The sequence below is a fragment of the Actinomadura soli genome (assembly GCF_005889715.1).
GTDB classification, from domain to species: domain Bacteria; phylum Actinomycetota; class Actinomycetes; order Streptosporangiales; family Streptosporangiaceae; genus Spirillospora; species Spirillospora soli.
Map to the genome: position 1 here is coordinate 1 of NZ_VCKW01000137.1, position 22,983 is coordinate 22,983.

The 22,983-nt window shown below is 71.0% G+C and carries 22 protein-coding genes; 5 read left to right on the plus strand and 17 right to left on the minus strand.

Features of this window, described 5'->3' with window-relative positions; translation table 11 throughout:
* Positions 1-127 precede the first annotated feature (127 nt).
* The 8 genes from ETD83_RS24545 to ETD83_RS24575 all read right to left on the minus strand — a co-directional run bounded on the left by ETD83_RS24545 (position 128) and on the right by ETD83_RS24575 (position 4,626).
* Positions 128-1,594 carry an FtsK/SpoIIIE domain-containing protein gene (locus tag ETD83_RS24545; protein ID WP_230421150.1) on the minus strand — a complete coding sequence of 489 codons (1,467 nt, stop codon included), beginning with the start codon at positions 1,592-1,594 and terminating at the stop codon, positions 128-130.
* 85 nt (positions 1,595-1,679) lie between these two features.
* The gene (locus ETD83_RS24550) at positions 1,680-1,958 is read right to left on the minus strand and encodes a hypothetical protein (RefSeq protein ID WP_138647552.1); all 279 of its coding nucleotides are present in this window, start codon (positions 1,956-1,958) and stop codon (positions 1,680-1,682) included.
* 29 nt (positions 1,959-1,987) lie between these two features.
* Positions 1,988-2,260, minus strand: a complete 273-nt coding sequence (locus tag ETD83_RS24555) for a hypothetical protein (RefSeq protein ID WP_138647554.1) — start codon at positions 2,258-2,260, stop codon at positions 1,988-1,990.
* On the minus strand, positions 2,260-2,691 hold the full coding sequence (locus tag ETD83_RS24560; RefSeq protein WP_138647556.1) for a plasmid replication, integration and excision activator: 432 nt from the start codon (positions 2,689-2,691) through the stop codon (positions 2,260-2,262). The genes ETD83_RS24555 and ETD83_RS24560 overlap by 1 nt, the downstream gene beginning before the upstream one ends.
* A gap of 114 nt (positions 2,692-2,805) precedes the next feature.
* Positions 2,806-3,537: a GntR family transcriptional regulator gene (locus tag ETD83_RS24565; RefSeq protein ID WP_205717854.1), complete on the minus strand. Its 732-nt coding sequence runs from the start codon at positions 3,535-3,537 to the stop codon at positions 2,806-2,808.
* A gap of 72 nt (positions 3,538-3,609) precedes the next feature.
* Positions 3,610-3,741 (minus strand): hypothetical protein, encoded by a 132-nt coding sequence (locus tag ETD83_RS45455; protein ID WP_268920490.1) that lies wholly within the window; start codon positions 3,739-3,741, stop codon positions 3,610-3,612.
* Positions 3,742-3,857: 116 nt separating this feature from the next.
* Positions 3,858-4,094 carry a hypothetical protein gene (locus tag ETD83_RS24570; RefSeq protein WP_138647558.1) on the minus strand — a complete coding sequence of 79 codons (237 nt, stop codon included), beginning with the start codon at positions 4,092-4,094 and terminating at the stop codon, positions 3,858-3,860.
* A 238-nt stretch (positions 4,095-4,332) separates the two neighbouring features.
* Positions 4,333-4,626, minus strand: a complete 294-nt coding sequence (locus ETD83_RS24575) for a hypothetical protein (RefSeq protein ID WP_138647560.1) — start codon at positions 4,624-4,626, stop codon at positions 4,333-4,335.
* Positions 4,627-4,946: 320 nt separating this feature from the next.
* On the opposite strand from ETD83_RS24575, the gene ETD83_RS24580 reads away from it, so the two are divergent.
* Positions 4,947-5,831 carry a DUF5919 domain-containing protein gene (locus tag ETD83_RS24580; RefSeq protein WP_138647562.1) on the plus strand — a complete coding sequence of 295 codons (885 nt, stop codon included), beginning with the start codon at positions 4,947-4,949 and terminating at the stop codon, positions 5,829-5,831.
* Positions 5,828-6,640, plus strand: a complete 813-nt coding sequence (locus ETD83_RS24585; RefSeq protein WP_138647564.1) for an inositol monophosphatase family protein — start codon at positions 5,828-5,830, stop codon at positions 6,638-6,640. The genes ETD83_RS24580 and ETD83_RS24585 overlap by 4 nt, the downstream gene beginning before the upstream one ends.
* Before the next feature lie 907 nt (positions 6,641-7,547).
* Here the strand turns inward: ETD83_RS24585 and ETD83_RS24590 are convergent.
* The 5 genes from ETD83_RS24590 to ETD83_RS24610 form a co-directional block, all read right to left on the minus strand.
* Positions 7,548-8,894, minus strand: coding sequence for a sensor histidine kinase (locus tag ETD83_RS24590; RefSeq protein WP_138647566.1), 1,347 nt, complete (start codon positions 8,892-8,894; stop codon positions 7,548-7,550).
* Positions 8,891-9,586, minus strand: coding sequence for a response regulator transcription factor (locus tag ETD83_RS24595; RefSeq protein WP_138647568.1), 696 nt, complete (start codon positions 9,584-9,586; stop codon positions 8,891-8,893). The genes ETD83_RS24590 and ETD83_RS24595 overlap by 4 nt, the downstream gene beginning before the upstream one ends.
* 54 nt (positions 9,587-9,640) lie before the next feature.
* Positions 9,641-10,159 (minus strand): DUF5666 domain-containing protein, encoded by a 519-nt coding sequence (locus ETD83_RS24600; protein WP_138647570.1) that lies wholly within the window; start codon positions 10,157-10,159, stop codon positions 9,641-9,643.
* 383 nt (positions 10,160-10,542) lie between these two features.
* Positions 10,543-12,390, minus strand: coding sequence for a DNA helicase RecQ (gene recQ / locus ETD83_RS24605; protein WP_138647572.1), 1,848 nt, complete (start codon positions 12,388-12,390; stop codon positions 10,543-10,545).
* Between the two features lie 43 nt (positions 12,391-12,433).
* Positions 12,434-13,093: an HAD family hydrolase gene (locus ETD83_RS24610; protein ID WP_138647574.1), complete on the minus strand. Its 660-nt coding sequence runs from the start codon at positions 13,091-13,093 to the stop codon at positions 12,434-12,436.
* Between the two features lie 198 nt (positions 13,094-13,291).
* On the opposite strand from ETD83_RS24610, the gene ETD83_RS24615 reads away from it, so the two are divergent.
* Together ETD83_RS24615 and ETD83_RS24620 are read left to right on the plus strand one after the other, a co-directional pair.
* Positions 13,292-13,798, plus strand: a complete 507-nt coding sequence (locus ETD83_RS24615; protein ID WP_205717855.1) for a hypothetical protein — start codon at positions 13,292-13,294, stop codon at positions 13,796-13,798.
* A 135-nt stretch (positions 13,799-13,933) separates the two neighbouring features.
* Entirely contained in the window at positions 13,934-14,359 is a 426-nt protein-coding gene (locus ETD83_RS24620; protein ID WP_138647576.1) for a phage holin family protein, read from the plus strand.
* Between the two features lie 3 nt (positions 14,360-14,362).
* Here the strand turns inward: ETD83_RS24620 and ETD83_RS24625 are convergent, their stop codons facing one another.
* From ETD83_RS24625 to ETD83_RS24640, 4 genes are all read right to left on the minus strand, one after another.
* Entirely contained in the window at positions 14,363-17,179 is a 2,817-nt protein-coding gene (locus tag ETD83_RS24625) for a hypothetical protein (RefSeq protein ID WP_138647578.1), read from the minus strand.
* A gap of 81 nt (positions 17,180-17,260) precedes the next feature.
* The gene (locus ETD83_RS24630; RefSeq protein ID WP_138647579.1) at positions 17,261-18,349 is read right to left on the minus strand and encodes a cation diffusion facilitator family transporter; all 1,089 of its coding nucleotides are present in this window, start codon (positions 18,347-18,349) and stop codon (positions 17,261-17,263) included.
* Between the two features lie 74 nt (positions 18,350-18,423).
* On the minus strand, positions 18,424-19,437 hold the full coding sequence (locus ETD83_RS24635) for a hemolysin family protein (protein WP_138647580.1): 1,014 nt from the start codon (positions 19,435-19,437) through the stop codon (positions 18,424-18,426).
* Positions 19,425-20,873: a hemolysin family protein gene (locus ETD83_RS24640; protein ID WP_205717856.1), complete on the minus strand. Its 1,449-nt coding sequence runs from the start codon at positions 20,871-20,873 to the stop codon at positions 19,425-19,427. The genes ETD83_RS24635 and ETD83_RS24640 overlap by 13 nt, the downstream gene beginning before the upstream one ends.
* Before the next feature lie 568 nt (positions 20,874-21,441).
* Between ETD83_RS24640 and ETD83_RS24645 the strand changes: the two genes are divergently transcribed.
* Complete coding sequence (locus ETD83_RS24645; protein ID WP_138647582.1) at positions 21,442-22,656, plus strand: hypothetical protein; 1,215 nt, start codon at positions 21,442-21,444, stop codon at positions 22,654-22,656.
* Positions 22,657-22,983: the final 327 nt, after the last annotated feature.

The following is a 22,983-nucleotide window of genomic DNA, read 5'->3' on the forward strand; positions in this document are numbered from 1 at the left end:
GCTTCCAGCACGCCCCGCGCCAGCGGAGGCAGCGTCTTGACCACCGGTTCCGGCTCGGGCTCGGGCTCGGAGGAGGTGACGGCGGCCGGGGAGGGGTCGACGTCGGGGGCGTCGAGGGTGGGTTGCCTCACGCCGCCCCCTTGTTGTCGAGGTCGGGGAGGGCGAGCGCGACCATCGCCCGGATATCGGCGTCCGACACGTACGCCGCCCGCACCCGCACCGGATCGGGGGAGGTTTCCAGCCGGACGAACCCCACGCCCGCGCCGACCTCGGGGACCGAGGAGATCTGGTCGGCCAGCGCGCCACGGTCGCGGGCGCCATCGCCCAGGACCATGTCGACCTGTTCGTCTTCGTCCAGGCGCAGGGCGATGCGGTCGGGGAACAGGTTGCGCAGGTTGTTGACCTCTTTGCGGGCGTCCTGCTGGGCCCCGATCACGCAGTACCCCACCGACCGGCCCTGCGAGGTCAGCACCGCCAGCGCCGACTCGGCCCGCTTGCGCAGGTCGCGTTCGGGGCAGTAGGCGGTCAGGAACGCCAGCTCATCCACCACGATCACCCGGAACGGGAACTCGTGCGAGGGCGTGAACGAGCGGGTGTGCCCGGCGAAGCGGTTGGCGCGGGCGTTCATGTCGGTGGCCGCGTCCTCCAGCAGGGCGACCATGCCGCCGGACGGGTCGGAGGAGTAGCGCCCGTACCGCTCGAACAGCGCACGCCCAAAGGACAGTTCCATGCGTTTGGGGTCGACCGCCCACACCTCCACCAGCCCGCCCAGCATCCACGGCAACACTGCGCGGATGACCGACCAGATCACCGAGCCCTTGCCCGCCCCGGTCGCACCCGCGATCAGCACATGCGTCCCAAGCAGCCGCAGCCGCCACGGCGAGCCGTCCTCTTGCCGTCCGATCGGCAGGGCGGATAGGTCGACCTCGGCCGGGTCCGGGATGGGGAGTGCGGGGATGGGTTCGGCGAGGGCGTCACGGCGGACGAACTCCAGCCAGACCCGGCCCGGACGGTCCCCATCCCGCACCCGCACGAGGGTGGCCCCGAACCCGTGCGCGAGGTTGACCGCGACCCGCTCCCACGCATCCGGAGCCTGCCCCTTGAGCATCTTCACCAGCACCCGATCCGACGTCGGCCCGCACCGGACCCGGACCAGCGAGGGCAGGTACTCCCGCCCCTTGTGCACCTTGGTCAAGCCCGCGGTGACCAGGACGGGTTGCCAGTTCCGCCGGTACACGAAGACGAGCCGCCACCGGGCACGGACCGGACGAGCGACCCAGCGGACGAAGGACGGACGGTCCACCCGCGCCCACACCACCAGTCCCACGGCGACCAGGGTCAGGACCAGGACGGGGACCAGCCACCCGTACCGGACGCCGAGCCAGCCCAGACCGGACACGACCGAGACGGGGACGATGTTGCGGACCAGGAACACGATCGTCCGGACGATCGCGCGGACGGTGTTGACGAGCAGGACGAGCCCTTCGGGCATGTGCCACACCGGGGGCGCCCACTTGGGGGCTGCGAACGGGTCACGCTGTGCTTCGACCGCGACGTTCTCACCGGGGCCGAGTTTGCGGAACTCCCATGCCATGATGGATCACACCTCTTCTTTGTGCTGATCAGGGGAGAGAGAAGCGGGGCGGCCGGAGGTACCAGCTCCAGCCGCCCCACCTTGGTCAAGCCGTCGCGTTGTCGACGTGTTCGGCCGCGGGGGTGGTCAGCGCGTGGAGCCGCTCCACCTCAGCGGCATAGGCCGCGAAGGACTCAGCGAGCTTGCGAGCGAACCGGACGTCTGCGGCACTCGGCGCCGCCGAGTCGGGCGGACAGATCACCACGTCGGCGGCCGCGTGCGTCACCGAGATCAGCGCCCGATCCCGCCCGCGCGGGCACAGCACCGGCGCGAATTCGTCCGGATGCAGGGTCACCGAGGTCCGTGCCGTTCCGTCCGCGTCCACCGACACCGTGGTGTAGCTGTGAGGCTCCATCAGACCGCCGCCCCCTTCCCCGACGAGGGACGGCCGGATCGGTACAGCCGCTCCACCTCGGTCGCGTACGTCGCCGCCTGCTCGGCCAGCACCCGCGCGAACTCCACATCCGCGGCCCGCAGCCGTTCTGGAAGGATGAGGGTGACCAGCACCCGACCGGCCGACACCGTGAACAGCGGCGTCCGTGCCCGGAACGGCTTGAACTCCGCCGAGGCCCCGGCGTCGATCGGCAGCGACAGCGCCGACGTCCGCCCGCCCGACCGGCCCGCCATCAGGCCGCATCCTTCGCGGCCGCGCCGCCGTCCTTGCCCGCCGAGCGGCCCCCGCTGCCCTTGAGGTTGGCCGGACGCATCGCCGACGCCTTCAGCGAGTAGGCCAGCCGCCCGGTACCGGAGTTGACGTACGGCGTCACCGACAGGCCGTCGAACTCCACCGGCACGAACGGGAACCCCGCCGGAGCCTCCGGCATGATCGGCTGCACCGGCGCCGACAGCTTGACCTTGAACGTCCCCTTCGACTCCGGGTCGGCGTCCAGGACCTCAACGGCCCACACCAGTTCGCCGGTGTCCTTGTCCCGCGCCTGGATGAAGTTCTCCTTCGTTGACCGGTCGAAGTCCCGGACCGGCTCCACACCGCCCTTGATGAACGCCCCGTAGGGGAACACGTCCCCGAACGCGACCTTGAACGGACCTTGTACCGCCATGGTGATCGATTCCTATCCGGTCAACTGTCTGTCAGTTGACCTATCAAGTGACTCGATCATAAGACTACCCAGCTTGGTCTATCAAGTAACTAACCGACGTGTGGCCGGATGCGGTCACGCCAGCGGGTAGGCGTCTTCCAGTTCGTGCATGTCAGCGGGCAGGACCGTGTCGACCACCAGCAGGGGACTACCAGCGGCGTCACGTGCAGTCGCGTAGACGACAAGGACCGGGATGTCTTCCCCCATGGACAAGGCGGACGCTTCCTCGCCAGTCGGCATCCTCGCCACGATGTGCTCAATGACGTGATCGAACGTCACACCCTTGCGCGACTCCAGATGCTGCCTCATGCCCTGTTTCAGCGGCTCAGCACTGGTCAGGTCCGTCCCCTCCGCAAGCTCCAAAGGCAGCCACAGGGACAGGAGTTCAGACGGCGCACCGTCAGCCGTCAGCAGTCGCCGGCGAACGAACGCCTTGCCAGGCGACCCGAGGTCGAGAAGTGAACGAATGCGGTTCGGAGCGTCGACCACCCCAGCGGCCAGCACCTCGCCAGGAATGGCCGATTCCGAGCCAGCCAGCCGACTCTGGCCCGCTCTCACATTCTCTAGTGAGGCCAGGGCAGGACGCCCCCGGACGAACCGGCCCTTGCCCTGTCGCGAATCGATCCATCCCTGATCGCGGAGAACTCGCAGGGCCGCCACCACGGTTGGCCGACTCACCCCGAACTCGTCAATGAGCTGGTGTTCGCTGGGCATCGCCGAACCGGGGGCGTACCGGCCCGCTTCGATGCGCCGTTGAAGCTCCGTGACGAGCTGGGCGTACTTTGGCGGCACGGATTCAAGGTTCATATCTCGACCGTCCATCATCCGACAGGTTGTCTTACCAGGTCAGATCAATGTACGCCCAACCCGCCCCGCCTGTCACGACCATCGGACACCAGCAGGCCCGGACGTGCCGTTGGGAGCAAGTGACCCGTTCGCCTTCGCCATCTTGGCCGCCAGTTCCTTCGGGGTCTTCGCGTCGAGGAGCACCCACTCCTTAGCCGAAGGCATCACCGCCCACCACCGCCACGAGTGCTGTCCGAACCACACAGTCGACCTCGGGAACCGATACTCCAGGGTGGCGACGACCGTAGGCACATCGTCCGGAGTGTTCCCCGCCCCCGACGTCACGGCCGGGACCCCGGTCGGTCGGGCGCCGTCGACTCGGCCATGAACGCGGTGATCCGTTCGGCCGCTCCGTCCAGGTCGGTGACCGGGTGGAGGTTGTCGATCCGCCACCAGGAGACCTCGCCCTTGCGACGGTTCACGACGACGTAGCCGAGGACGTCCTCGGTGGTGCCGCCCGCCCGGGTGACCGTCAGTCCGGGGACGGCGTCGCGCATCTGGACGTACAGACCGCGCATGACCAAGGCACGACACAGATCACCCAAGACCTGCAGTTCGCCGTCGCGGGAGATAGAAGAACCCATCACCTGTTCTCGCTTCCTTCGAGGCAGAGCCGGAGGCGCGGGGCTTGGCCCGCCTGCCGCTCGTGATCCCGGGGGGCGTTTGAGGTGATCACGAAACGGACCGTCCTCGCCGCGCCACCGGCTCTGCCGCTCAATGCGCTCATGAGCCAGCCCACCAGGCCAGCCGAGAGCGCTAGTCGAAGTGGTCGTCAGCCGACCCGTTGAGCTGCCCGGCCTGAGCCGTCACAAAGCGAGCGACCTCGGCCGCCGCACCCGGCACGTCATCGACCGCATGCTTGCTGTCGTCTCGCCGCCAGGTGAACGTCCGCCCGGAGGCCCCGACGAACACCCACACGAACAGTCCCGGGTTGGCCGTACTCACCAGCAGCCCCGGCATGCTCTCGTCCAACCGGACCGCCAGGCCCAAACCGAGAAGCGAGGTTCGCAGGTCAGTCAGAAGCCGCAACTCGAAGTCCCGCGCGTTCACGACTCCGCACCGCTCTGCGGCTCGGACGCCCGGCCCGTCCCCAAGCAGTCGGGGCAGTCGTCCTGACGGCTGTCCGCCGGAACGCCCGCCACGTGTCCCGACGCCAACGTCCGTCGCGCCACACGCCGCTTGACCCCGCGTCCCCTGCAAGAGGTGCAATCGCTCGCCATGACGACACCGTGCCAGCGAGTCACGTTGCGTCACGATGCCGTGATCATCTCGTCTTGGACATCAACGTCTTGCAACTGTCTCGACTTTGTCTCGTCTTCGATCTCGTGCCGCGCCTAGCCTGGTGAACGCCCACCCAGAGAGGACGGCCGGTGTCTCCCCAACCGATCCTGTTGCAAGTCGTGATCCGCCAGCGCCGCCTGCACCGGTACGGCATGTTCCAGGCCGCATACAAGGAGGCCGCCAAGCAGATCTCGCCCGAACTCACCCGCACCGCACCCAGCCGCGCCCAACTCCACCGCTGGACGTCCGGCGAACTCAAGCGCCTTCCCTACACCGATCACTGCCGCGTCTTAGAGGCGATGTTCCCGGAGTGGACCGCCGACGAGCTGTTCGCCCCATGCCCGCCGCACGTCCTGGCGGACGAGCCCGCCGCTCACACCCCCAGCGACGAACGCGCCGACCTCGAATCGACCGCCGACCGGGTAGGCCCGAACCCCTACGCCGACGTCACCGCCGTTTTCCCAACCCGCGCCGAGTTCTCATTCGCTCACCCGCCGCACGCCCTACTCGACGGCGCGAGCAGCATCCGGGCTGCCGGCCTTTCCCTCAATATGCTGTGCCAGCAGTACCCCGACCAGCGGCTCTATCGTCTCATCGAGGGCGGGACCGCCCTGCAGGCCCTGTTCTTGGACCCCGAAGGCGAAGCCATCCGAGCCCGTGAACGCGAGGAGGGTTACAGCGACAACCACCTCACGACCCTCACCCGCTTGAACATCGAGGTCCTGACCCGCCTCCGCAAGCGCTTGTCACCTGAGGCCCAAGACCGGCTGTCCGTCGCCGTCTACGACGAGACGATCCGGTTCAACATCACCCTCATCAACGACCGGCTCTGCGTGATGCAGCCCTACCTACCGAGCGCCCGCGGAGTCGACTCGCCGACCTTCCTCGCCGAGCGCAACGCGACCGGCACCGGACTGTATGAGACGTTCGAAGAGATCTTCGACGCGCTATGGGAACGAGGCCGCACCGTATGACCGACGCACCCGCAGCTCTACTGCCCGTCGCACTCAAGGCGGCAGAAATAGCCAGCGACCTAGTGCGCACACGCGTCCCCGGCCTGCTCACCGCCAAGGGCGACCGCGACATGGCCAGCGAAGTCGACTACGCCGTAGAACGCGCCGTCCGCGACCACCTCCGAGAGCGGACGCCCGACATCGCCATACTCGGCGAAGAAGAGGGCATCAGCGGCGACACCACCGGCGAACTCCTCTGGGCGATCGACCCGATAGACGGCACCGCCAACTTCGTCCGCAACATCCCCCTCTGCGGCATCTCCATCGGCCTAATAGAACGAGGCCGCCCGGTCGTAGGCGTCATCGACCTGCCGTTCCTAGGCAACCGCTACCACGCCGCCCAGCACACAGGCGCCTACCTCGAAGACCGCCGCATCCAAGCCAGCATGACCACTAACCTCAAAGACGCAATCGTCGCCATAGGCGACTACGCGGTAGGCGAAGACGCCCAGGCCAAGAACCGGCGACGCATCGCCCTCACCGAACGCCTAGCCGCCAACGTCCAACGCGTCCGCATGCTCGGATCAGTCGCCATCGATCTAGCATGGGTCGCCGAGGGCAAGCTAGACGCCAGCATCACCCTGTCCAACAAACCCTGGGACATGGCCGCCGGAGTCATCATTGCCCGCGAAGCCGGAGCCAAGGTCACCGACCAAGACGGCACCGACCACACCCTTGCATCGACCGCGACCGTCGCCACGACTTCAGCTCTGACCGACGACATCGCATTCCTGATCAAAGCCGCGAACGATGCCCGCTCACGCAGCTAACACAGGACAAACCCCGCGGTACCTTGCCGAATTGAGCTGTTTTAGATCAAGGGGCGGCGGCGCTTGGGCCGCTGCGCGGCCCCGCGCCAGGCCGCCCGGAGCATGCGGCGTGGGCGCCGGTCACCGGACGGCCGCGCCCGGCCGCGCATCGCGCCACCACCGCCAGGCCCCGCCCCGCCCGGCCGCCACGGGGTACGCGCCGCCGCCGTGGTCGCGGTCTACGACACGGGTCACTCCGTTGGCTGGTTTCCAGTGGTCGGCTGGACTGGAAGGACGGTCATCCATGAGGCTCACGGAGCTGCTAGGCGTAAGGCTTGGCACCGGCGCGTATGGTCCAGGCGACCGCCGGTTGAGCTTAGTACTTGGAGTAGTTGTGATCATTCTTGTGGGCGCGTACGGCTGAGGACAGCTCATCGGACGCCCAGACCCTGGTGAAGCACGACCTATGACAGCAGCCGTGACAGCAACACCAGCAGCCGCCGCCGCACACGATCAGCCCTCAGCGCGAGGTCACCACGGCTACGCGAGTCAGCCACCTTGACCATGATCGAACTGATAAGGATGCGGTCGACCGGTCTGGCCCAGGCTCCACCGGGAGCCACGTTGGGAGCCACACGGACGAACGATCTTGGAATGAGGCGAACGAATCCGGACGAGCTGAGGACACGAAGCCGGGCGCGCGGACTGGCTTGAACGGGTTCGGTGATCGTTTGGGAATCTACGGATCAGAAGGTTAGGGGTTCGAATCCCTTCGGGTGCGCACATCTCAGAGGCCCCTTCCGATCGCGGGAGGGGCCTTTGGCTTGCGTCCTGAGGCCGGGGCGGGGCGCGGATCAGGCGATCAGGTTTCGGAGTGAGTGTCGCTCATTGCAGGATCCGGAAGATCTTCTGGTTCGTTCCGGATGCTCTATCCGGAGTGGCTTGGGTGGGCGTAGGTGATGCGGACGGTTGTTCCCTTGGACGGGGTTGAGAGTAGGTCGGCGCGTCCGCCGTGGGCGGCGGCTATGGCGGCGACTATGGGGAGGCCCAGGCCCGCTCCTGGGGAGTTCTGGTCGGTGCGGTGAAAGCGCTCGAAGGCGCGGGCGGCGTCGTCGGGGGGCATGCCCGGGCCTTTGTCGGTTACTTCGATAAGGCCCGGTGCTAGGCGGATTGTCGCGGGTGTCCCGGGTGGTGTGTGGGTTCGGACGTTGGCCAGGAGGTTCGCGAGGACCTGGCGGATACGGGGTTCGTCGACGGTCGCGATGAGCGAGTCGGGGGCGTCCAGGGTGACGGGACGGTCGGGGTCCGCGGCCGTCGCGTCCGCTATGGCGTCGCGGGCCAGGGGGACGAGGTCGGTCGGGGCCGGGTGCAGGGACGCCTCGCGGTCCAGGCGGGCGAGTTCCAGGAGGTCGGTGACCAGCTTGTTCATGCGGCTCGCCTCGTCCTCGATGCGGCGCATGGCGTCGGGGAGCTCGCCCGGGCCGAGGGCGCCGTGCCGGTACAGCTCGGCGTAGCCCTGGATGGTCGTCAGCGGTGTGCGCAGCTCGTGCGAGGCGTCGGCGGCGAACTCGCGGACGCGGGCCTCGGAGCGGCTCCGCGCCCAGAACGCCTGCTCGATCCGGTCCAGCATCACGTTGATCGCGGCGGCGAGGCGGGCGGCCTCGGTGCGCGGGCCCGGGTCCGGCATGCGGGCGCGCAGGTCGCCGCCGGCGGTGATGTCGTGCGCGGTGGCGGCCATCCGGTCGAGCGGCAGCAGGCCGCGGCCGATCAGGCGGCGGCCGAGGACGAGCAGGACGGCGAGGAGCAGCGCGCCCGTGGCGATCTCCGAGAGGACGAGGTTGCGCACCGCCGAATGGATCTCGTTGAGCGGGGACGCGACGACGACGATGCCGTTCCGCCACGGGCGGGCGACGGCGCGCAGGCCGGGGAGGGAGAACGGCTCCAGGGTGCGGGCGCGGTTCGAGAGTTCGTCCTGGCCGAGTTTCTCGACCTCGGCGACGGCCTGTGCCGGGGACGGCTGGTCGCCGCTGAGGACGCGGACCCGTCCGGTCGGGCCGATGGCGAGGACCACGAACTGCGGCGGGGCGGCGCCCTGTTCGGGCAGGCCGGGGCGCAGGAGGCGGGAGATCGCGCGGTCGCGGGTGCCCTGGAGCTGCTCGTCCACCCGGTGCATCAGGTAGCCGTGCAGGACGAGCGCGCTGACCAGACCCATGATCGCCAGGCCGGTGAAGGTGACGGCGAGCAGGCCGGTGAGCAGCCGGGCGTTGAGCGTCATGGCCGCAGCGCGTAGCCCACGCCGCGCTGGGTGTGGATGAGCGGCGTGCCGAGCGGGTCGAGCTTGCGGCGCAGGTAGCTGATGTAGGTCTCGACGACCTGCGGGTTGCCGTGGTCCCAGCCCCAGACGCCCGCGAGGATCTGGGTCCGCGACAGGACCCTGCCCGCGTTCCGCATCAGGTAGGCGAGGAGGCGGAACTCGGTCGGCGAGAGGTCGACGTCGACGCCGCCGCGCCGGACCCGCCAGTGCGTCTCGTCCAGCTCCAGGTCGGCGACGCGCAGAACGTCGGTGTCGGACGGTGAGGTGGAGGGCGGCGGGGCGGCGGCACGGCGCAGGACGGCTCGTACCCGTGCGATCAGGGCCTCGATCGAGAACGGCTTGGTGACGTAGTCGTCGCCGCCGAGTGTCAGGCCGGTGACCGTGTCGGACGGGGTGTCCCGCGCCGTCAGGAAGATCACCGGGACCTGGTCGCCGGCCGCGCGCAGCCGCCGGCACACCTCGAAGCCGTCCAGGTCGGGGAGCATGACGTCCAGGAGCACCAGGTCGGGACGCTCCTCGCCCGCCGTGCGCAGCGCTTCCTCGCCGGTGCCCGCGGTGACGGTCGCGAAGCCGTGGAAGCGCAGCGCGACGTCGATCAGGTCGCGGATGTTGGCCTCGTCGTCCACGACGAGCACTCGCCGGTTCTCGCTCATCGGCTCCCGCAGATCGTGCCGAATGCCCTGGTCGTCGCCTCGACCGTACCCGCCCTAGCGGGACCTGGGGACGCGGATCAGCCGGGCGTCGCGGGTGTCGCCGGAGCGTTCGCCCGCCACGAGGACCCGGTCGCCCGCCACGAGCGCCTTGAGCGCGGCCTTCTCGCCGTTCTTGTGGACGCGGGTGTTCGCGTTGGCCGTCCACGTCCACGAGACGCCGTCGTCGCTGCGGACGGTGAGCGTCGTGGACGAGACCGCGGTGATCTTGCCGTGCTGCCAGGTCGCGAGGTGGAAACCGTCCTTGCGGCGGACGGTCGCCTCGCCGTGGACGCCGCGGAACGGACGGGCATGCCGGTGGGGGTGCCGCTTGCCGGGGTGGCCCTTGCCGTCGTGCCACTTGCCGTCGTGCCATTTGCCTCGGGGGTTGTCGCCCGGGTGCGTCCTGGTCTGCCCCGAGGGGGACGGTGACGGCGACGGGTTCGCGGCGGCCGCGGGGACGGCCAGGTAGAGGCCGAGCCCGAGGAGACCGGCGGCGCCGACCCCGGCCGCGATCGTCTTGCGGTTGGTTCGCATGAGGGCCATTCAACCGGTGGTGACTGGTAGAAGTCTGTGCGGAATTCTGGGAGAAGCCTGGGAATCCCCTTTGTGGGGGTGGTGAGCCTGGCGTCACGGCGGCGCGCTTGGGCCGGGGGTCGGCTGAGACTGCCGTCAGGTGGGTTGGTTCGTCGATGGTGCTGTCGAACGAGGTGCTGCTCGCTCTGGGGTGGGTGTGGATGGGGTCTGGGCCGTGGCTCAGAGTGTCGTCATGGTGCTTGCCTCGTGGTTTGCGACCGGGCCGGGCTGTGCGGGAGCGTGGCGTCGCCGCATGAAATGGCTGGTCGGGCTCGCTTCGGCGGCGCCGCCTTCAGGCCGGGCCAGATGCTCGCGCGTGGGCTGAGGCCCATTTTGGACGCGTCCTAGTCGGTGGTGTTGAGGGTTTCCAGGACTTGGTCGCCGTATTTGGCGAGTTTGTTTTCGCCCACGCCGTTGATGCGGCCCAGTTCGGTGAGGGATGTCGGGAGGGCGGTGGCGATCTCGCGGAGGGTCGCGTCGTGGAAGATGACGTAGGCGGGGACGCCCTGCTCCTTCGCGGTGGCGGCGCGCCAGGCGCGGAGGCGCTCGAAGGTCGGCATCGCCTCGGCGGGCAACTCGACCGGGGCCTTGCGTTCCTTGGCGGTCTTGGCGGCCTTCGTGGCGGGACGTTCCGGTTCGCGGCGCATCATGACCTGGCGCTGACCGCGCAGGACCTCGGCGCTCGCGTCGGTCTGGAGGAGGGTGCCGTGGTCGCTCTCTACGGCGATCAGGCCCTGCGCGAGGAGCTGCCGGACGACGCCGCGCCATTCGACCTCGCGCAGCTCGGCGCCGACGCCGAACGGCTTGAGGGAGTCGTGGTCGAACTGGATGACCTTCGCGCTCTTCTTGCCGAGCAGGATGTCGATGATGTGACCGGCGCCGAACTTCTGGCGCCGTTCCCGGTCGAGCCGGACGATGACGGACAGGACCTTCTGCGCGGGGACGGTCGCGTCCCACGATTCGGGCGGGGTCAGGCACGTGTCGCAGTTGCCGCACGGCTCGGCGGACTGGCTGAAGTAGTTCAGGAGCTGGACGCGGCGGCATTCGACGGTCTCGCAGAGCGCGAGCATCGAGTCGAGGTGGGTGGCCTGGCGGCGGCGGAACGCGGCGTCGCCCTCGCCGCCGTCGATCATTTTGCGCAGGTTGACGACGTCCTGCAGGCCGTAGGCGAGCCAGGCGGTGGACGGGAGGCCGTCGCGTCCGGCGCGGCCGGTCTCCTGGTAGTAGCCCTCGACCGACTTCGGCAGGTCGAGGTGCGCGACGAAGCGGACGTCGGGTTTGTCGATGCCCATGCCGAACGCGATGGTCGCGACGATGACGAGGCCGTCCTCCCGGAGGAAGCGCGACTGGTTGGCGGCGCGCGTCCTCGCGTCCAGGCCGGCGTGGTAGGGGAGGGCTTCGATGCCGTTCTCGGTGAGGAACGCGGCATGCTTCTCCACCGAATTGCGTGAGAGGCAGTAGACGATGCCCGCGTCGCCCTTGTGCTCGCTCTGGAGGAGGCGCAGGAGCTGGCGCTTCGCGTCGGTCTTCGGTTCGATCCGGTACTGGATGTTCGGGCGGTCGAAGCTGGCGACGAAGTGGCGGGCTCGTTCCAGCTGGAGGCGGGACGCGATCTCGGCGCGGGTGGCGTCGGTGGCGGTCGCGGTGAGGGCGATGCGCGGGACGTCCGGCCAGCGTTCGTGCAGGCCGGACAGCATCAGGTAGTCGGGACGGAAGTCGTGCCCCCACTGCGACACGCAGTGCGCCTCGTCGATCGCGAACAGGGACACGTTCGCGCGGCCGAGCAGCTCGACGGTCGCGGGGAGGCGGAGGCGCTCGGGCGCCAGGTAGAGCAGGTCGAGCTCGCCCGCGACGAACTGCGCCTCGACGACCCGGCGCTCGTCGAGGTCTTGCGTGGAGTTGAGGAAACCGGCCTGGACGCCGAGCGTGCGGAGGGCGTCCACCTGGTCTTGCATGAGGGCGATGAGCGGGGAGATGACGACGCCGGTGCCCTTCCGGACGAGCGCCGGGATCTGGTAGCACAGCGACTTCCCGCCGCCCGTCGGCATGAGGACGAGTGCGTCCCCGCCGCCGACCACATGCTCGATGATCTCCCGCTGGCCGTCCCGGAACGCGTCGTAGCCGAACACGCGCCGCAGGACGCCCAAGGTCTCCGGGGTCTCAGGGGTCTCCGGGCTCTCGGGGGAAGTCATCGGCCCATACTATGAGCCGCCGCCGACACCGTCCCGGGAACTCTTACCTGTGGATAACCTCCACCAGCTCAGGGGTGATTTCGTCGAGGTCGTCCGCTATGTGGGCCGCCAGGGCGAGCGCGTCGTCGGCCGGCGGGTGCGCCGGGCGGGGGACGGCGATCACCGTCATCTCCGCGGCGTGGGCCGAGCGGAGGCCGTTGGCGGAGTCCTCGATGGCGACGCAGGTCCGGGCGGGCACGTCCAGTTGCGCGGCCACGGTGAGGTACCCGTCCGGTGCCGGTTTGCCCCGGTCGACCTCCTCGGTGGACACGGTGGCGCGGAACAGCCCGTCCACCCTGAGCTGGCCGAGCACCAGGTCGATGAGGGCGCGCGGGGACGAACTGGACAGCCCGAGCGGACGGTACTCGGCCATCCGCCGGACCGCGGCCTCCGCTCCCGGCAGCAGCGGCAACCCGTCCTGGTACCGCTGGGACATCCGGTCGACCACCTCGTAGGCGACGTCCTCGGACGTGACGCCGTCGACGAGGTCGTTCGCGATGTACGCGGCCCATTCCAGGGTGCTCATGCCCATGAGGCGGTCCTGCGTGTCGGGCAGCCACCGTCCGCCGTGCTCGGCGACGTACGCGCGCCGGACGTCCTCCCACACGGGTTCGGAGTCGATCAGGACGCCGTCCAGGTCGAACACGATGGCCTGCACGGGCATGGTCTCCTCCGCGGTCGGTCTCGGTGCGCGTCGCCGCGATCACTACCCGATGTGGTCGGGACGGAACCGCGCGCATTGGAACGGACTAACACCCCCTGACATGGATTAATCCGGGCGAACGCGACATGACCCAGGCTCGGTCTGGCATGGTGGAGATTCTCCGCCCCCTCCGGAGTCGAACGCAGAGGAGAGCTGCCCATGGTGTTCCTCGGTTTCCTGCTGGTCGCGGCCGCCGTCGCCGTCGTCGTCGGCATCGTCCTCGACAACGCCGAGCCCGCGAACCTCATCGTCTACGGCCAGACCGTGCCCGGCGTGAACGAGCAGTGGCAGGTCTTCTTCGCCGGTGCGGGCGTGGCCGTCGTCTTCTTCGCCGGGATGATGCTCACCTTCATCGGCGCGGGCCGCCGCGTGCGCGACCGCCGCGACCTTCGCGACCTCCGCGAAGAGCACGAGGAGTCGCTGACCACCCTGGAGATGGAGAAGCGGCGCCTGCAGCGGGAACTCGCCCGCGTCCGCCAGAACCCCGGCACCGGGCAGCCTCCGGGCGGCCCGGCCGGTCCGGGCGCCCCGGGCGGTCCGGCAGGGCACGCGGGCGCGCACCGGCGGTCGGGACGTCGCGAACCGGCCTCCGCCGCCCAGGGGACCCATGTCGCGGGACGTTCGCAGATCCCGGCCAACTCCCCGTTCTTCGACCGCCACGACTGACCCGCCACCCGGCTCGGATGGCCGACCCCGGGTAGCCGGCCGGGGACGGGTCGTTCTGGATGATGAGCGGGGCGTTCGCGCTAATCGTCGTGCAGAGGGATGACGGGTTCGGGTCGGGGCGATCAGGATCGTGGTGTGCGGATTCTTCTCAAGGTGGGCATCACCGCGGTCGCCCTGTGGATCGCCACGGTGCTGATCGCCGGCATCTCGGTCGACGGCGGCACGGCCGGGCGCCGCGCCCTCACGCTCGTCGCCGTGGCCGCCATCTTCGGCCTGGTCAACACCTTCATCAAACCGGTCATCAAGACGCTCGGCTGCGCCTTCTACGTCCTCACGCTCGGTCTGATCGGCCTCGTCGTGAACGCGCTGCTGCTCTGGCTCACCAGCGAGCTGGCAGGGGAACTCGACCTGCCGTTCCACGTGACCGGCTTCTGGCCTGCCTTCTGGGGCGCCATCGTCGTCGGTGTGGCCGGCTGGTTGCTTCACCTTGTCGTCCCCGAGAAGGACGACAACGAGGACAGGCGCGACAGGCGCGAGAGGCGCGAGATGAAGAAGGACTGAGCTTCAGCGGACGTCCACGAGATGTGGTGCGGCCGTCGCGGCGCGCTCGAACGGGCCGGCCTCCAGCCTCCCGGCGGGCGCCCCGGCGTACTCGCGGTACTCGGGGGGATGGACGCCGGGCGCGCTCACGAGGATCCAGCGGCGCGTCCGGACGGCGCCGATGAGGAACTCCGCGTCCGTGAGCGCCCCCGCGTCCGCGACGATCAACGCGTCGAACTCCTCGTCGCGGGCGGTGAGGCCGACCCCGGCCGGTGTCCCGACGACGAGGTCGGCGGTGCGGAGCAGGACATCGCCTTCCGCGGTCCGCTGGCCGCCGGTGTAGGCGGTGAGCTGCTCGATGCGGGCCATCGCGCGGCGCTGATGCGCGGGGACGGCCTCCGGGTTCGCGGCGGGATCCGAGCCGCAGATCTCCAGGACGTTCTGCCGCGACCGCGCCTCCGTCCGCACGGCCGTCTCCAGATCGGCGTCCCGGGCGGACAGCTCCTCCGCGGCCTCGGCGGTGTGGCGGTCGAGCGCCGCCTGCGTGTCCGCCGCCCGGGCCGCGGCGGTCTCCGCGTCCGACCGGGCCTGCCGCGCCGCCGCCAGGGCTTCCTCGCGGGCCGTGCGGGCGGCGTTCACCCGCTGCTCGATGGCCTGCGCGGCCTGCTGCGCGACGTGTGCGCGCCTGCCCTCCTGGTTCGCCTTCTCCACGGCCGCCGACGCCAGCCGCGCCTGCTCCTGATGCTCGCGGCCCGCGGTCTCACGCTCCGTCGCCAGCCAGGTCAGCTCCGTCCCCAGCCGTTCCTGAGCCTCCTGCGCCTGCTGCAGCCGCGCCCCGCCCTCCGACACGAACGACGCGAGCCCGCGCCGCACCCGCTCCGCGTGCTCCGCCGCCTCCTTGGCGTCCCGCGCCCGCTTCGCGGCCTCGTCGGCCTCGCGCGTCCGCGCCTTGACCTCGGCGCGCACGCTCCGCAGATCCTCCGGCGGCGACGCGACGTGCAGCCGCTGCCCGAGCGTCATCTTCCGGCGTACCGCCGACAGGGCTGACTCCGCCGAAACCAGCCGGTAGTAGGCGGCGTGGCCTTCGGCCGCCGCGTCCGCGTCCGCCGCCGTGAGCCGGTGCGCTTCCTCAGCCGCCGCTGGGAGAGCCTCGCGTGCCCTCGCCAGCTCGTCGGTCAAGGACGCCTCCGCCTGCCGCGCCCCCTGCAATTCCGCCTGTGCGGTCTTGGCGCGTTCGTCGAGCTGCGCGCAGCGCGCGTAGGAGGCGTCGGCCGTCCGGGTCACCGCGTTGGCCTCGGCTGCGGCCTCGTCGGCGATCGTCCGCAGCCGTTCCGCCTCCGCGCGGGGACCGGCCAGCTCCGCCTCCGCCTCCTCCTGGACGGCGGTGAGCCGCTCCGCCTCGGCCTCCGCCCGTACCGCGGCCTGCTCGGCGTCCGTCGCCGCGTGCCGCGACTCCTCGATCGTGGCGGTCAACGCCGCCCGCTCCGCGTCCAGCGCCTCGCGGCGCCGCAGGTGCTCGGCCTGGACGGCCTGCAGCGCGGCCGCGTCCCTCGGCCACTGCTCCAGCCACATCAGCCCGCGCCGCAGCAGCCGCGCCTCCGTCTCCCACGACAGCCGCCACGCCTCCCCCACCGGCCGCAACGCCGCCGAACGCACCCGGGTCTCCGGCGCGGACGGCCCCTCCGCCGGGACGACGGGCTCCCCCGCGGGCACCGCGGGAACCGGCTCGGCGCTCGTCGCTCCTGCCGACGCCGACGCCGACGCCGTGTCGTCCGGTTCGGGCTCGTCGGGGGCGGGAGCGGGTCCGGGGTCGGGTGGTCCGGTCAAGGGCTTGAACTCGACCGTGCCGTTGGAGCCGGGCTCCCGCACCGCCGGCGGCGGTTCGGGGACCTCGTCGACGTCCACCGGCGGCAGGGCCTGCGTCTCCACCGAACGAGCCTCCGCCGTCGCCGGCTGCGTCTCGATCATCAGGGAGAACACCTCGGGATCGTCCTCCAGGCGCCGCAGCAGCTCGGCGGCCCGCTCCGGCGTGGGCGCGACCAGCAGCGCCCGGCCGTCCGCCGCGGTCAGCTCCTTGACGCACTCGTGGACGACGTCGTCCCCGTCCTCCGCCTGGACGAGACGGAGCAGATCCGTCTCCTCCACCGACCCGGGCGCGACGAGGAACCGGGCCGCGACCTCCCAGTCGCCCGCGACCCGCTCTTCGCGAAATGCGCGCAAGGCCGCGATGTGCGGCGCCCAGCCGACCGGCGGAACGTCCTCGGGCACCTCTCTCAGGCGCGCGTCGAGCCGCTCGTAGAACTCGGTCAGCGGACGGTACACGCCCTCGACCAGGTCACGTCCGCCCCAACCGTCCTCGGGGAGCTTGGTTCCGAGCGCTGGCGTCTCCCCGATCTCCGGCAGCGGCATCGTTCCGAACCCCGCCCGGGGATCCAATACCGCCTCGTCGTGCAGATCCGCATCCGCAGCGTCGGGCAGCGGTTCTCCGACCTCCTCCGGTTCGGTGCCGGACGCGTCTTCGCTCGGCGCGGCGTCGCCGGTCGGTAGGGCGGGGGCGGGCTCTGAGGTGGCGGGTTCGTCCGGTGGCTCGACGGGTTCGCTCACCGGCTCGGCAGGCGTTTCGTCGTGCTCGTCGTCAGGTGGTTCAGCGACTGGGAGATCCGAGACGGTCTCGTCCGGGGACGTGGCGGAGGGGTCGGACACGTCGGACGGTTCGTCGGGCAAGGGAAAGGTGACTGTCGGGACCTCGGACTCGGGGACGTAGACGGGCGTCGGCTGCCCGTGCTCGGAGGTTTCAGGGCTCCCGTCCTCGGGCCCGTTGCTTCCTGAGGGTTGCTTCACCAACGTCATCCCGTCCCAGATCGACCGCCCGGGGCCGTATTTTCCCCTTCAGCCCGGGACTAACGTCTCACAGGTGAGCGGTCATCGGTGGCCCGCCAGCACGGCGTGATGATCTTCACCGTCGCGGGCCTGCGGGTCGGGGTGGACGAGAGCGCCCGACAAACGGGGCAGCGCGTGCAGCAGGTTGTGCTCGGCGTCGACCGCGATCTGGTGGGCGCGGACGACGGTGGAGGCCGGGTCGACGACGACGTCGCATTCCGCGCGGAGGCGATGGCCGATCCAGCGGAGCCGGACATCGCCCACCGCCAGGACACCGTGAGTCGAGGAGAGAGCGGCCTCGGCGCGATCCACCAGGGCGGGGTCGACGGCGTCCATGAGACGGCGCCAGACCTCGCGGGCGGTCTGCCACAGGACGGTCAGGATCGCGATGGTGATGAGCAACCCGACAACCGGGTCTGCCCAGGGTGCACCCAGGGCAATGCCAGCGGCGCCTAGAAGGACGGCCAGGGACGCGAAGCCGTCCGTGCGGGCGTGCAGGCCGTCCGCGACGAGGGCGGCGGAGCCGATACGGCGGCCGACGCGGATGCGATACCGGGCGACCAGCTCGTTGCCCGCGAAACCGATGAGCGCGGCGCCCGCCACGGCGGCCACGTGATCCACAGGCTGTGGATGGGCGAGGCGCTGGACGGCCGCGTACCCGGCGGCCGCCGCGGACGCCGCGATGGCGAGGACGATGACCACCCCGGCCAGGTCCTCGGCACGTCCGTACCCATAGGTGTAGCGGCGGGTCGGCGGACGCCTGCCGAGGACGAACGCGATGCCCAGCGGGACCGCGGTGAGCGCGTCGGCGGCGTTGTGAAGCGTGTCGCCCAGCAACGCCACCGAGCCGGTGAACGCGAAGACCACCGCTTGGAGGACGGTGGTCGCGCCCAATCCCGCCAGGGAGATCCACAGCGCGCGCATGCCCTGCGCACTCGCCTCCATGGCCGAGTCCACCTTGTCGGCGGCCTCGTGCGAATGCGGCCGCAGCGAATGAAGCAACCGCCCCTTGAACAACCACCCGATCCGGCGCCCACTCCCATGGGGGTGGCCATGGTCGGGGTTGTCGCCGTGCGTGGCGTCGCGTCGGCCGCTCTGTCCTTGCTCAGCGTCGTGGGCGTGGGTGCTCATGCTTCCACGATGACGTGGAAAGTCCGTTGCAGCATCCCGACAACTGCACCGTTGTCGCAGGTACGCGGCCTGTGTCAGTGCGGGTTGGTGGCCAGTAGCTCCGCGAGGAGATCGTCCAGGGTGACGATTCCGGCGAACTCGTCCGCGTCGTTCACGACGGCCAGCTGGGCGCGGGCGCGGCGCATGCGGCTGACCGCGTCCAGGATCGTCGTCTCCGCCGTGAGGACGGGCGCCGGGTGGGCCAGCTCGCCGGCGCGGCGGTCGCCGCCGGGCTCGGTGATGGCGGCCCGGACGTGGACGATGCCCGTCATCGCGCCGTCCCGGTCGCGGACCAGGAGCCGGTTGTGGCCGCTGGCGGTGGCGGTCCGCCGGATCTGCGCGGCGGTCGCGTCCGCGCCGATCGTGGTCACGGACGTGGGCGGCACGACGAGGCGCCCGACGGTGGCCTCCCGCGCGGAGATCGCGCGGCGGAGCAGCTCGTGGTCGCGCAGGCCGATGAGGCCGAGGCGGCGGGACTCGCCGACCAGGTGGCTGAGCCGCGCCGGGTCGGCGTGCGCGTCGAGCTCGTCCTTCGGCGTGACGCGGATGAGCCGCAGCAGCGCGTTGGTCGCCGCGTTCAGCGCCGACAGGATCGGCCTGGACACCTTCGCGAACGCGCGGAACGGCAGGGCGAGGATCAGCGCCGAGCGTTCCGGGTGGGTGATCGCCCACGACTTCGGGGCCATCTCCCCGACGACCATGTGCAGGAACGTGACGACGGCGAGGGCGCAGCCGAGCGCGATGGCCTTCGAGCCCGCCTCCGGGACGCCGAGCGCGTGCAGCGGCGGTTCGAGGAAGTGCTCGAACGCGGGCTCGGTGACGATCGCGAGGCCCAGCGAGCACATCGTGATGCCGAACTGCGCGCCGGCGAGCATCAGCGACAGCTCGCGGACACCGGCGAGGGCGGCGACCGCGGGACGGCTGCCCTTCGCGGCGGCGCGCTCCAGCTGCGACCGGTTGGCGGCGACGAGCGCGAACTCGGCCGCCACGAAGAACCCGTTGCCGACCAGCAGCAGGACGGTGATCAGCAGGGTGGTCAGCGGGTCCATGACGCCTCCACCGTGCCGCCCTCGGGTCCGGTCCCCGCGGTCCCGGCGGGCGGGGCGGGGACCTCGCAGGGCGGGTCGGAGACGTCCGGACGTCCCGCCGGTGCCGGCACCGGCGCCGCCGCCGACGACACCGCGGACGCCGTCCGGATCTGGATCTTCTCGGCGACGCGGCGGGCCACGCTGACGACCTCCAGCTCGACGGGTCCGCCGTCCAGGTCGACGGTGAGGCGGTCGCCGGGGCACGGCAGCCGGCGCAGCTCCGCCATGACGAGCCCGCCGAGGGTGTCGTAGGCGTCGCCTTCGGGCAGGTCGAGGCCGGTGAGGCGTTCGACCTCGTCGATGCGCATGCTCGCGTCGACGAGCCACGACCCGTCCGGGCCGGACGTCGGCGCGTCCTCCCGGCGGTCGGTCTCGTCGGCGATCTCCCCGACGAGCTCCTCGGCGATGTCCTCGAAGGTGAGGATGCCGGCGAGGCCGCCGTACTCGTCCACGACGCAGGCGAACTCCTCGCCCGCGTCGCGCATCTGCTCGATGACCCCGTACAGCGGCTGGCTGCCGGGGACGAGCAGCGCCTGCCGGGTGACCTGCACGACCGCGGTGGACGGGTCCAGGCCGTCGTCGGCGACCTCGCGGACGCCCGCGACGCCGACGATGTCGTCCATCTCCTGCCCGTAGACGGGGTACGCGCTGTGCCCGGTCTCGCGGATCAGCGCGACGAGGTCGGAGAGGGGTGCGGTGGCGGGCAGTGTCCGGACGTGGGGGCGCGGCACCATGACCTCGTCCGCCGTGAGGTCGCCGAACGACACGGCCCGCTCCAGCAGCCCGGACAGGTCGGCGGGCAGATGCCCGGAGCTGTACGACTTGCCGATGATGTCACCCAGCTCTTCGAGCGTCGCGCCGCTGTGCAGCTCCTCGACGGGCTCGACGCCGACGGCGCGCAGCAGACGTACCGCCGCGCGGTCGAACAGCCGGATCAGCGGCCCCGCCACCGTCAGGTACACGAGCGTGGACGCGGCCAGCGCGCGCGCCAGCGATTCGGCGCGGGCGAGCGCGAGGTTCTTGGGGAACAGCTCGCCGAGCAGCATCTGGATGAGCGTCGCCAGGACGAACCCGGTGGCGAGCGCGATCGCACCGGTCGCGCCCTCGGGCACGCCGGCGACCTCCAGCATCGGACGGATCAGCTCGGCGAGCGCCGGTTTGGCGATGAAGCCGACGACCAGCGTCGTCATCGTGATGCCGAGCTGCGCGCCCGACAGCATGAACGACAGCCTGCCGATGACCTTGAGTGCGCGCCGGGCGGACGTGTCACCGCGCTCGGCGGCCTGTTCGAGCGTCGCACGGTCGGCGGCGACGAAGGCGAATTCCTGGGCGACGAAGTATCCGGTGGCGGCGGTCAGCAGGACCACCGCGAGCACTCCCAGCGCCGCGCTCACCATGCGGCACCGGGTCTATCACTGGGGTCCGACACCGCGGACTCACCACTCCTCTCGTACTGGACTACATGTCGTAACGTCACCCCGGACACCGAGGTTCCCGATGCCCAGAGTACGGCCCGCGAGGTCAGCCGCCTACGGGCCGGACGGTCACCCGCCCACCGCCCGCGAGGCCACCGGGATCGGGCCGGAAGGCCACCGCTCTCCGGGCGGGAAGGCACCCGCTCTTCGGCCGAAAGGGCGCCCGTCGGCGGGGCGAAAGGGCGGTCTTCTGCGGGCAGGAAGGGCACGCGTCTACGTGCCGGAAGGGCGCCGGTCCAAGAGCCGGAATGGCGTCGGCCATGGCCGGGCGGGCATCGGCCTCGGGCGGACGTCGCGAGCGGCGATCATCTGGGGCAGAATGACGCTTGTCTCGTTCAGTGTCACGGATCACACTTGTATGAGAGGGTACGTCCGATACTGGGCAGGTCCGTGCTCCCAGACCGCCTTGTCCGGGCATGCTCAGGGGGATGGTTGGAGAGCGATCGCGGGGCTGACGTTGGAGCAGAGCGGGGCCGGGGCTGCCGCGCCCATGAGCCGTGAAGGCGTCGACCATGCCCTGCGGAAGCTCCGGGAAGAACGCGACCGCATCTCGGCGTCGCTCCTCGACCTCGACGGGCACGAGGGCAGCCGCCTTCTCGAAGGCGCCCGGCTCACCGGCGAGACCTGGCGGCGCTGGGAGGACGCGAAGGCCCGGATGACGACGCTGTGGGCCATGTTCGACGCCTACCAGCGCGTCCTGGACGCCGCGTCCGAGCTGCGCGGACGCTCGTCCCGTCCGGACGCGGCGACGCTCGTGGAGCTGACCGGGTTGCTCGCGGGCCAGTCGGTCGAACTGCCCGACGGCGAGATCCCGCTGCGGGACCGCACGCTCCTCGGGCCGCAGGAACGGCGGGTGACGCTGGACGAGGCCGTCGCGATGATGTCCGACGCCTACGACTTCGTCGCGGTTGAGATCGCCGCCGCCGACGCCGCCTGGACGGCGCTGCTCCTCCCCCTCGAAACGGTTGAGGAGAGCTGGCGGGACACGGCGCGGCTGGCGCACAACCTCGACGGCACCCGCCACCCGGAACTGGACCGCGTCGGCCGCGAGCTGACCGCGCTCGGCCGCGTCGTCCGCACCGACCCGCTGTCGCTCGTCCGGGACGGACGGCCCGACACCGGCCGGCTCGACCGCGTCCGCGCCGTCCTGACGTCGCTGGGCGACGAGCTGACCGGCGTCGCCCGGATGCGCGACGACTACGAGGAGCTCATCGCGCGGGTCACGGCGTCCATCGAGGAGGTCGAGAGCACCGAGCGGCGCGCCTGCGAGGCCCACGCCACCGCCCTCGTCAAGATCCAGTCGCCGAACCTGCCCGCGCCGTCCCAGGGGCTCGGCATCGCGCTGCGCGACCGGCTCGCCGTCCTGGAGCGGCTCCGCGAGGCGGGCCGCTGGGTCGAGCTGGCGGGACGGTTCGCCGAGTTGGAACGCGCCGCGGCCGAGGCGCTGGAACGGGCGCGCGGTGACCTGCGTCTCAGTGCCGGTCTGCTCGACCGGCGCGGTGAGCTGCGGGGCCGCCTGGAGGCGTACCGGGCCAAGGCCGCCCGGCTCGGCGTCGTCGAGGACGAGCGGCTCACCGAGCTGTACGGGGCGGCCCGTGACACGCTGTGGACGGCGCCCTGCGACCTGCGGAGGGCCACCACGGTGCTCGCGGAGTACCAGCGAGCGGTCAGGGCGTGCGAAAGCGAGACGGGGACCCGCCGATGAACCGATGCACCCAGCCCGGCTGCACCGGCGAAGTGGAGGCCGACGGCTTCTGCGACGTCTGCGGCATGGCCCCACCGGCACAACCCGTCCCGTCCCCGCGGGCCGCGCAGTCCGGCGAGGACGCGCAGTCCCGCCCGGCCGCGCAGCCGGCCAGGAGCACCGCGCGACCTGCCCAGCCGGCACGGCCCGTCGAGGGTGCGCAGCCTGGTCAAGGCACGCGGCCTGGTCAGGGCGCGCATGCCGCTGCTTCCCAATCGGCGCAGGCGGCTCGGGGGGCAGGGGGCGCGCAGGGTTACGTGAGGGCTCCGGCTTCCGGTGGGGCCCGGC

Bases quoted from the DNA above. Each gene is read 5' to 3' on its own strand.
- ETD83_RS24545 (WP_230421150.1), bottom strand. From the start codon at position 1,594: ATGGCATGGGAGTTCCGCAAACTCGGCCCCGGTGAGAACGTCGCGGTC.
- ETD83_RS24555 (WP_138647554.1), bottom strand. From the start codon at position 2,260: ATGGCGGGCCGGTCGGGCGGGCGGACGTCGGCGCTGTCGCTGCCGATC.
- ETD83_RS24560 (WP_138647556.1), bottom strand. From the start codon at position 2,691: ATGGCGGTACAAGGTCCGTTCAAGGTCGCGTTCGGGGACGTGTTCCCC.
- ETD83_RS24565 (WP_205717854.1), bottom strand. From the start codon at position 3,537: ATGAACCTTGAATCCGTGCCGCCAAAGTACGCCCAGCTCGTCACGGAG.
- ETD83_RS45455 (WP_268920490.1), bottom strand. From the start codon at position 3,741: ATGCCTTCGGCTAAGGAGTGGGTGCTCCTCGACGCGAAGACCCCGAAG.
- ETD83_RS24570 (WP_138647558.1), bottom strand. From the start codon at position 4,094: ATGCGCGGTCTGTACGTCCAGATGCGCGACGCCGTCCCCGGACTGACG.
- ETD83_RS24585 (WP_138647564.1), top strand. From the start codon at position 5,828: ATGACCGACGCACCCGCAGCTCTACTGCCCGTCGCACTCAAGGCGGCA.
- ETD83_RS24590 (WP_138647566.1), bottom strand. From the start codon at position 8,894: ATGACGCTCAACGCCCGGCTGCTCACCGGCCTGCTCGCCGTCACCTTC.
- ETD83_RS24595 (WP_138647568.1), bottom strand. From the start codon at position 9,586: ATGAGCGAGAACCGGCGAGTGCTCGTCGTGGACGACGAGGCCAACATC.
- ETD83_RS24600 (WP_138647570.1), bottom strand. From the start codon at position 10,159: ATGCGAACCAACCGCAAGACGATCGCGGCCGGGGTCGGCGCCGCCGGT.
- recQ (WP_138647572.1), bottom strand. From the start codon at position 12,390: ATGACTTCCCCCGAGAGCCCGGAGACCCCTGAGACCCCGGAGACCTTG.
- ETD83_RS24610 (WP_138647574.1), bottom strand. From the start codon at position 13,093: ATGCCCGTGCAGGCCATCGTGTTCGACCTGGACGGCGTCCTGATCGAC.
- ETD83_RS24615 (WP_205717855.1), top strand. From the start codon at position 13,292: ATGGTGTTCCTCGGTTTCCTGCTGGTCGCGGCCGCCGTCGCCGTCGTC.
- ETD83_RS24630 (WP_138647579.1), bottom strand. From the start codon at position 18,349: ATGAGCACCCACGCCCACGACGCTGAGCAAGGACAGAGCGGCCGACGC.
- ETD83_RS24635 (WP_138647580.1), bottom strand. From the start codon at position 19,437: ATGGACCCGCTGACCACCCTGCTGATCACCGTCCTGCTGCTGGTCGGC.
- ETD83_RS24640 (WP_205717856.1), bottom strand. From the start codon at position 20,873: ATGGTGAGCGCGGCGCTGGGAGTGCTCGCGGTGGTCCTGCTGACCGCC.
- ETD83_RS24645 (WP_138647582.1), top strand. From the start codon at position 21,442: ATGAGCCGTGAAGGCGTCGACCATGCCCTGCGGAAGCTCCGGGAAGAA.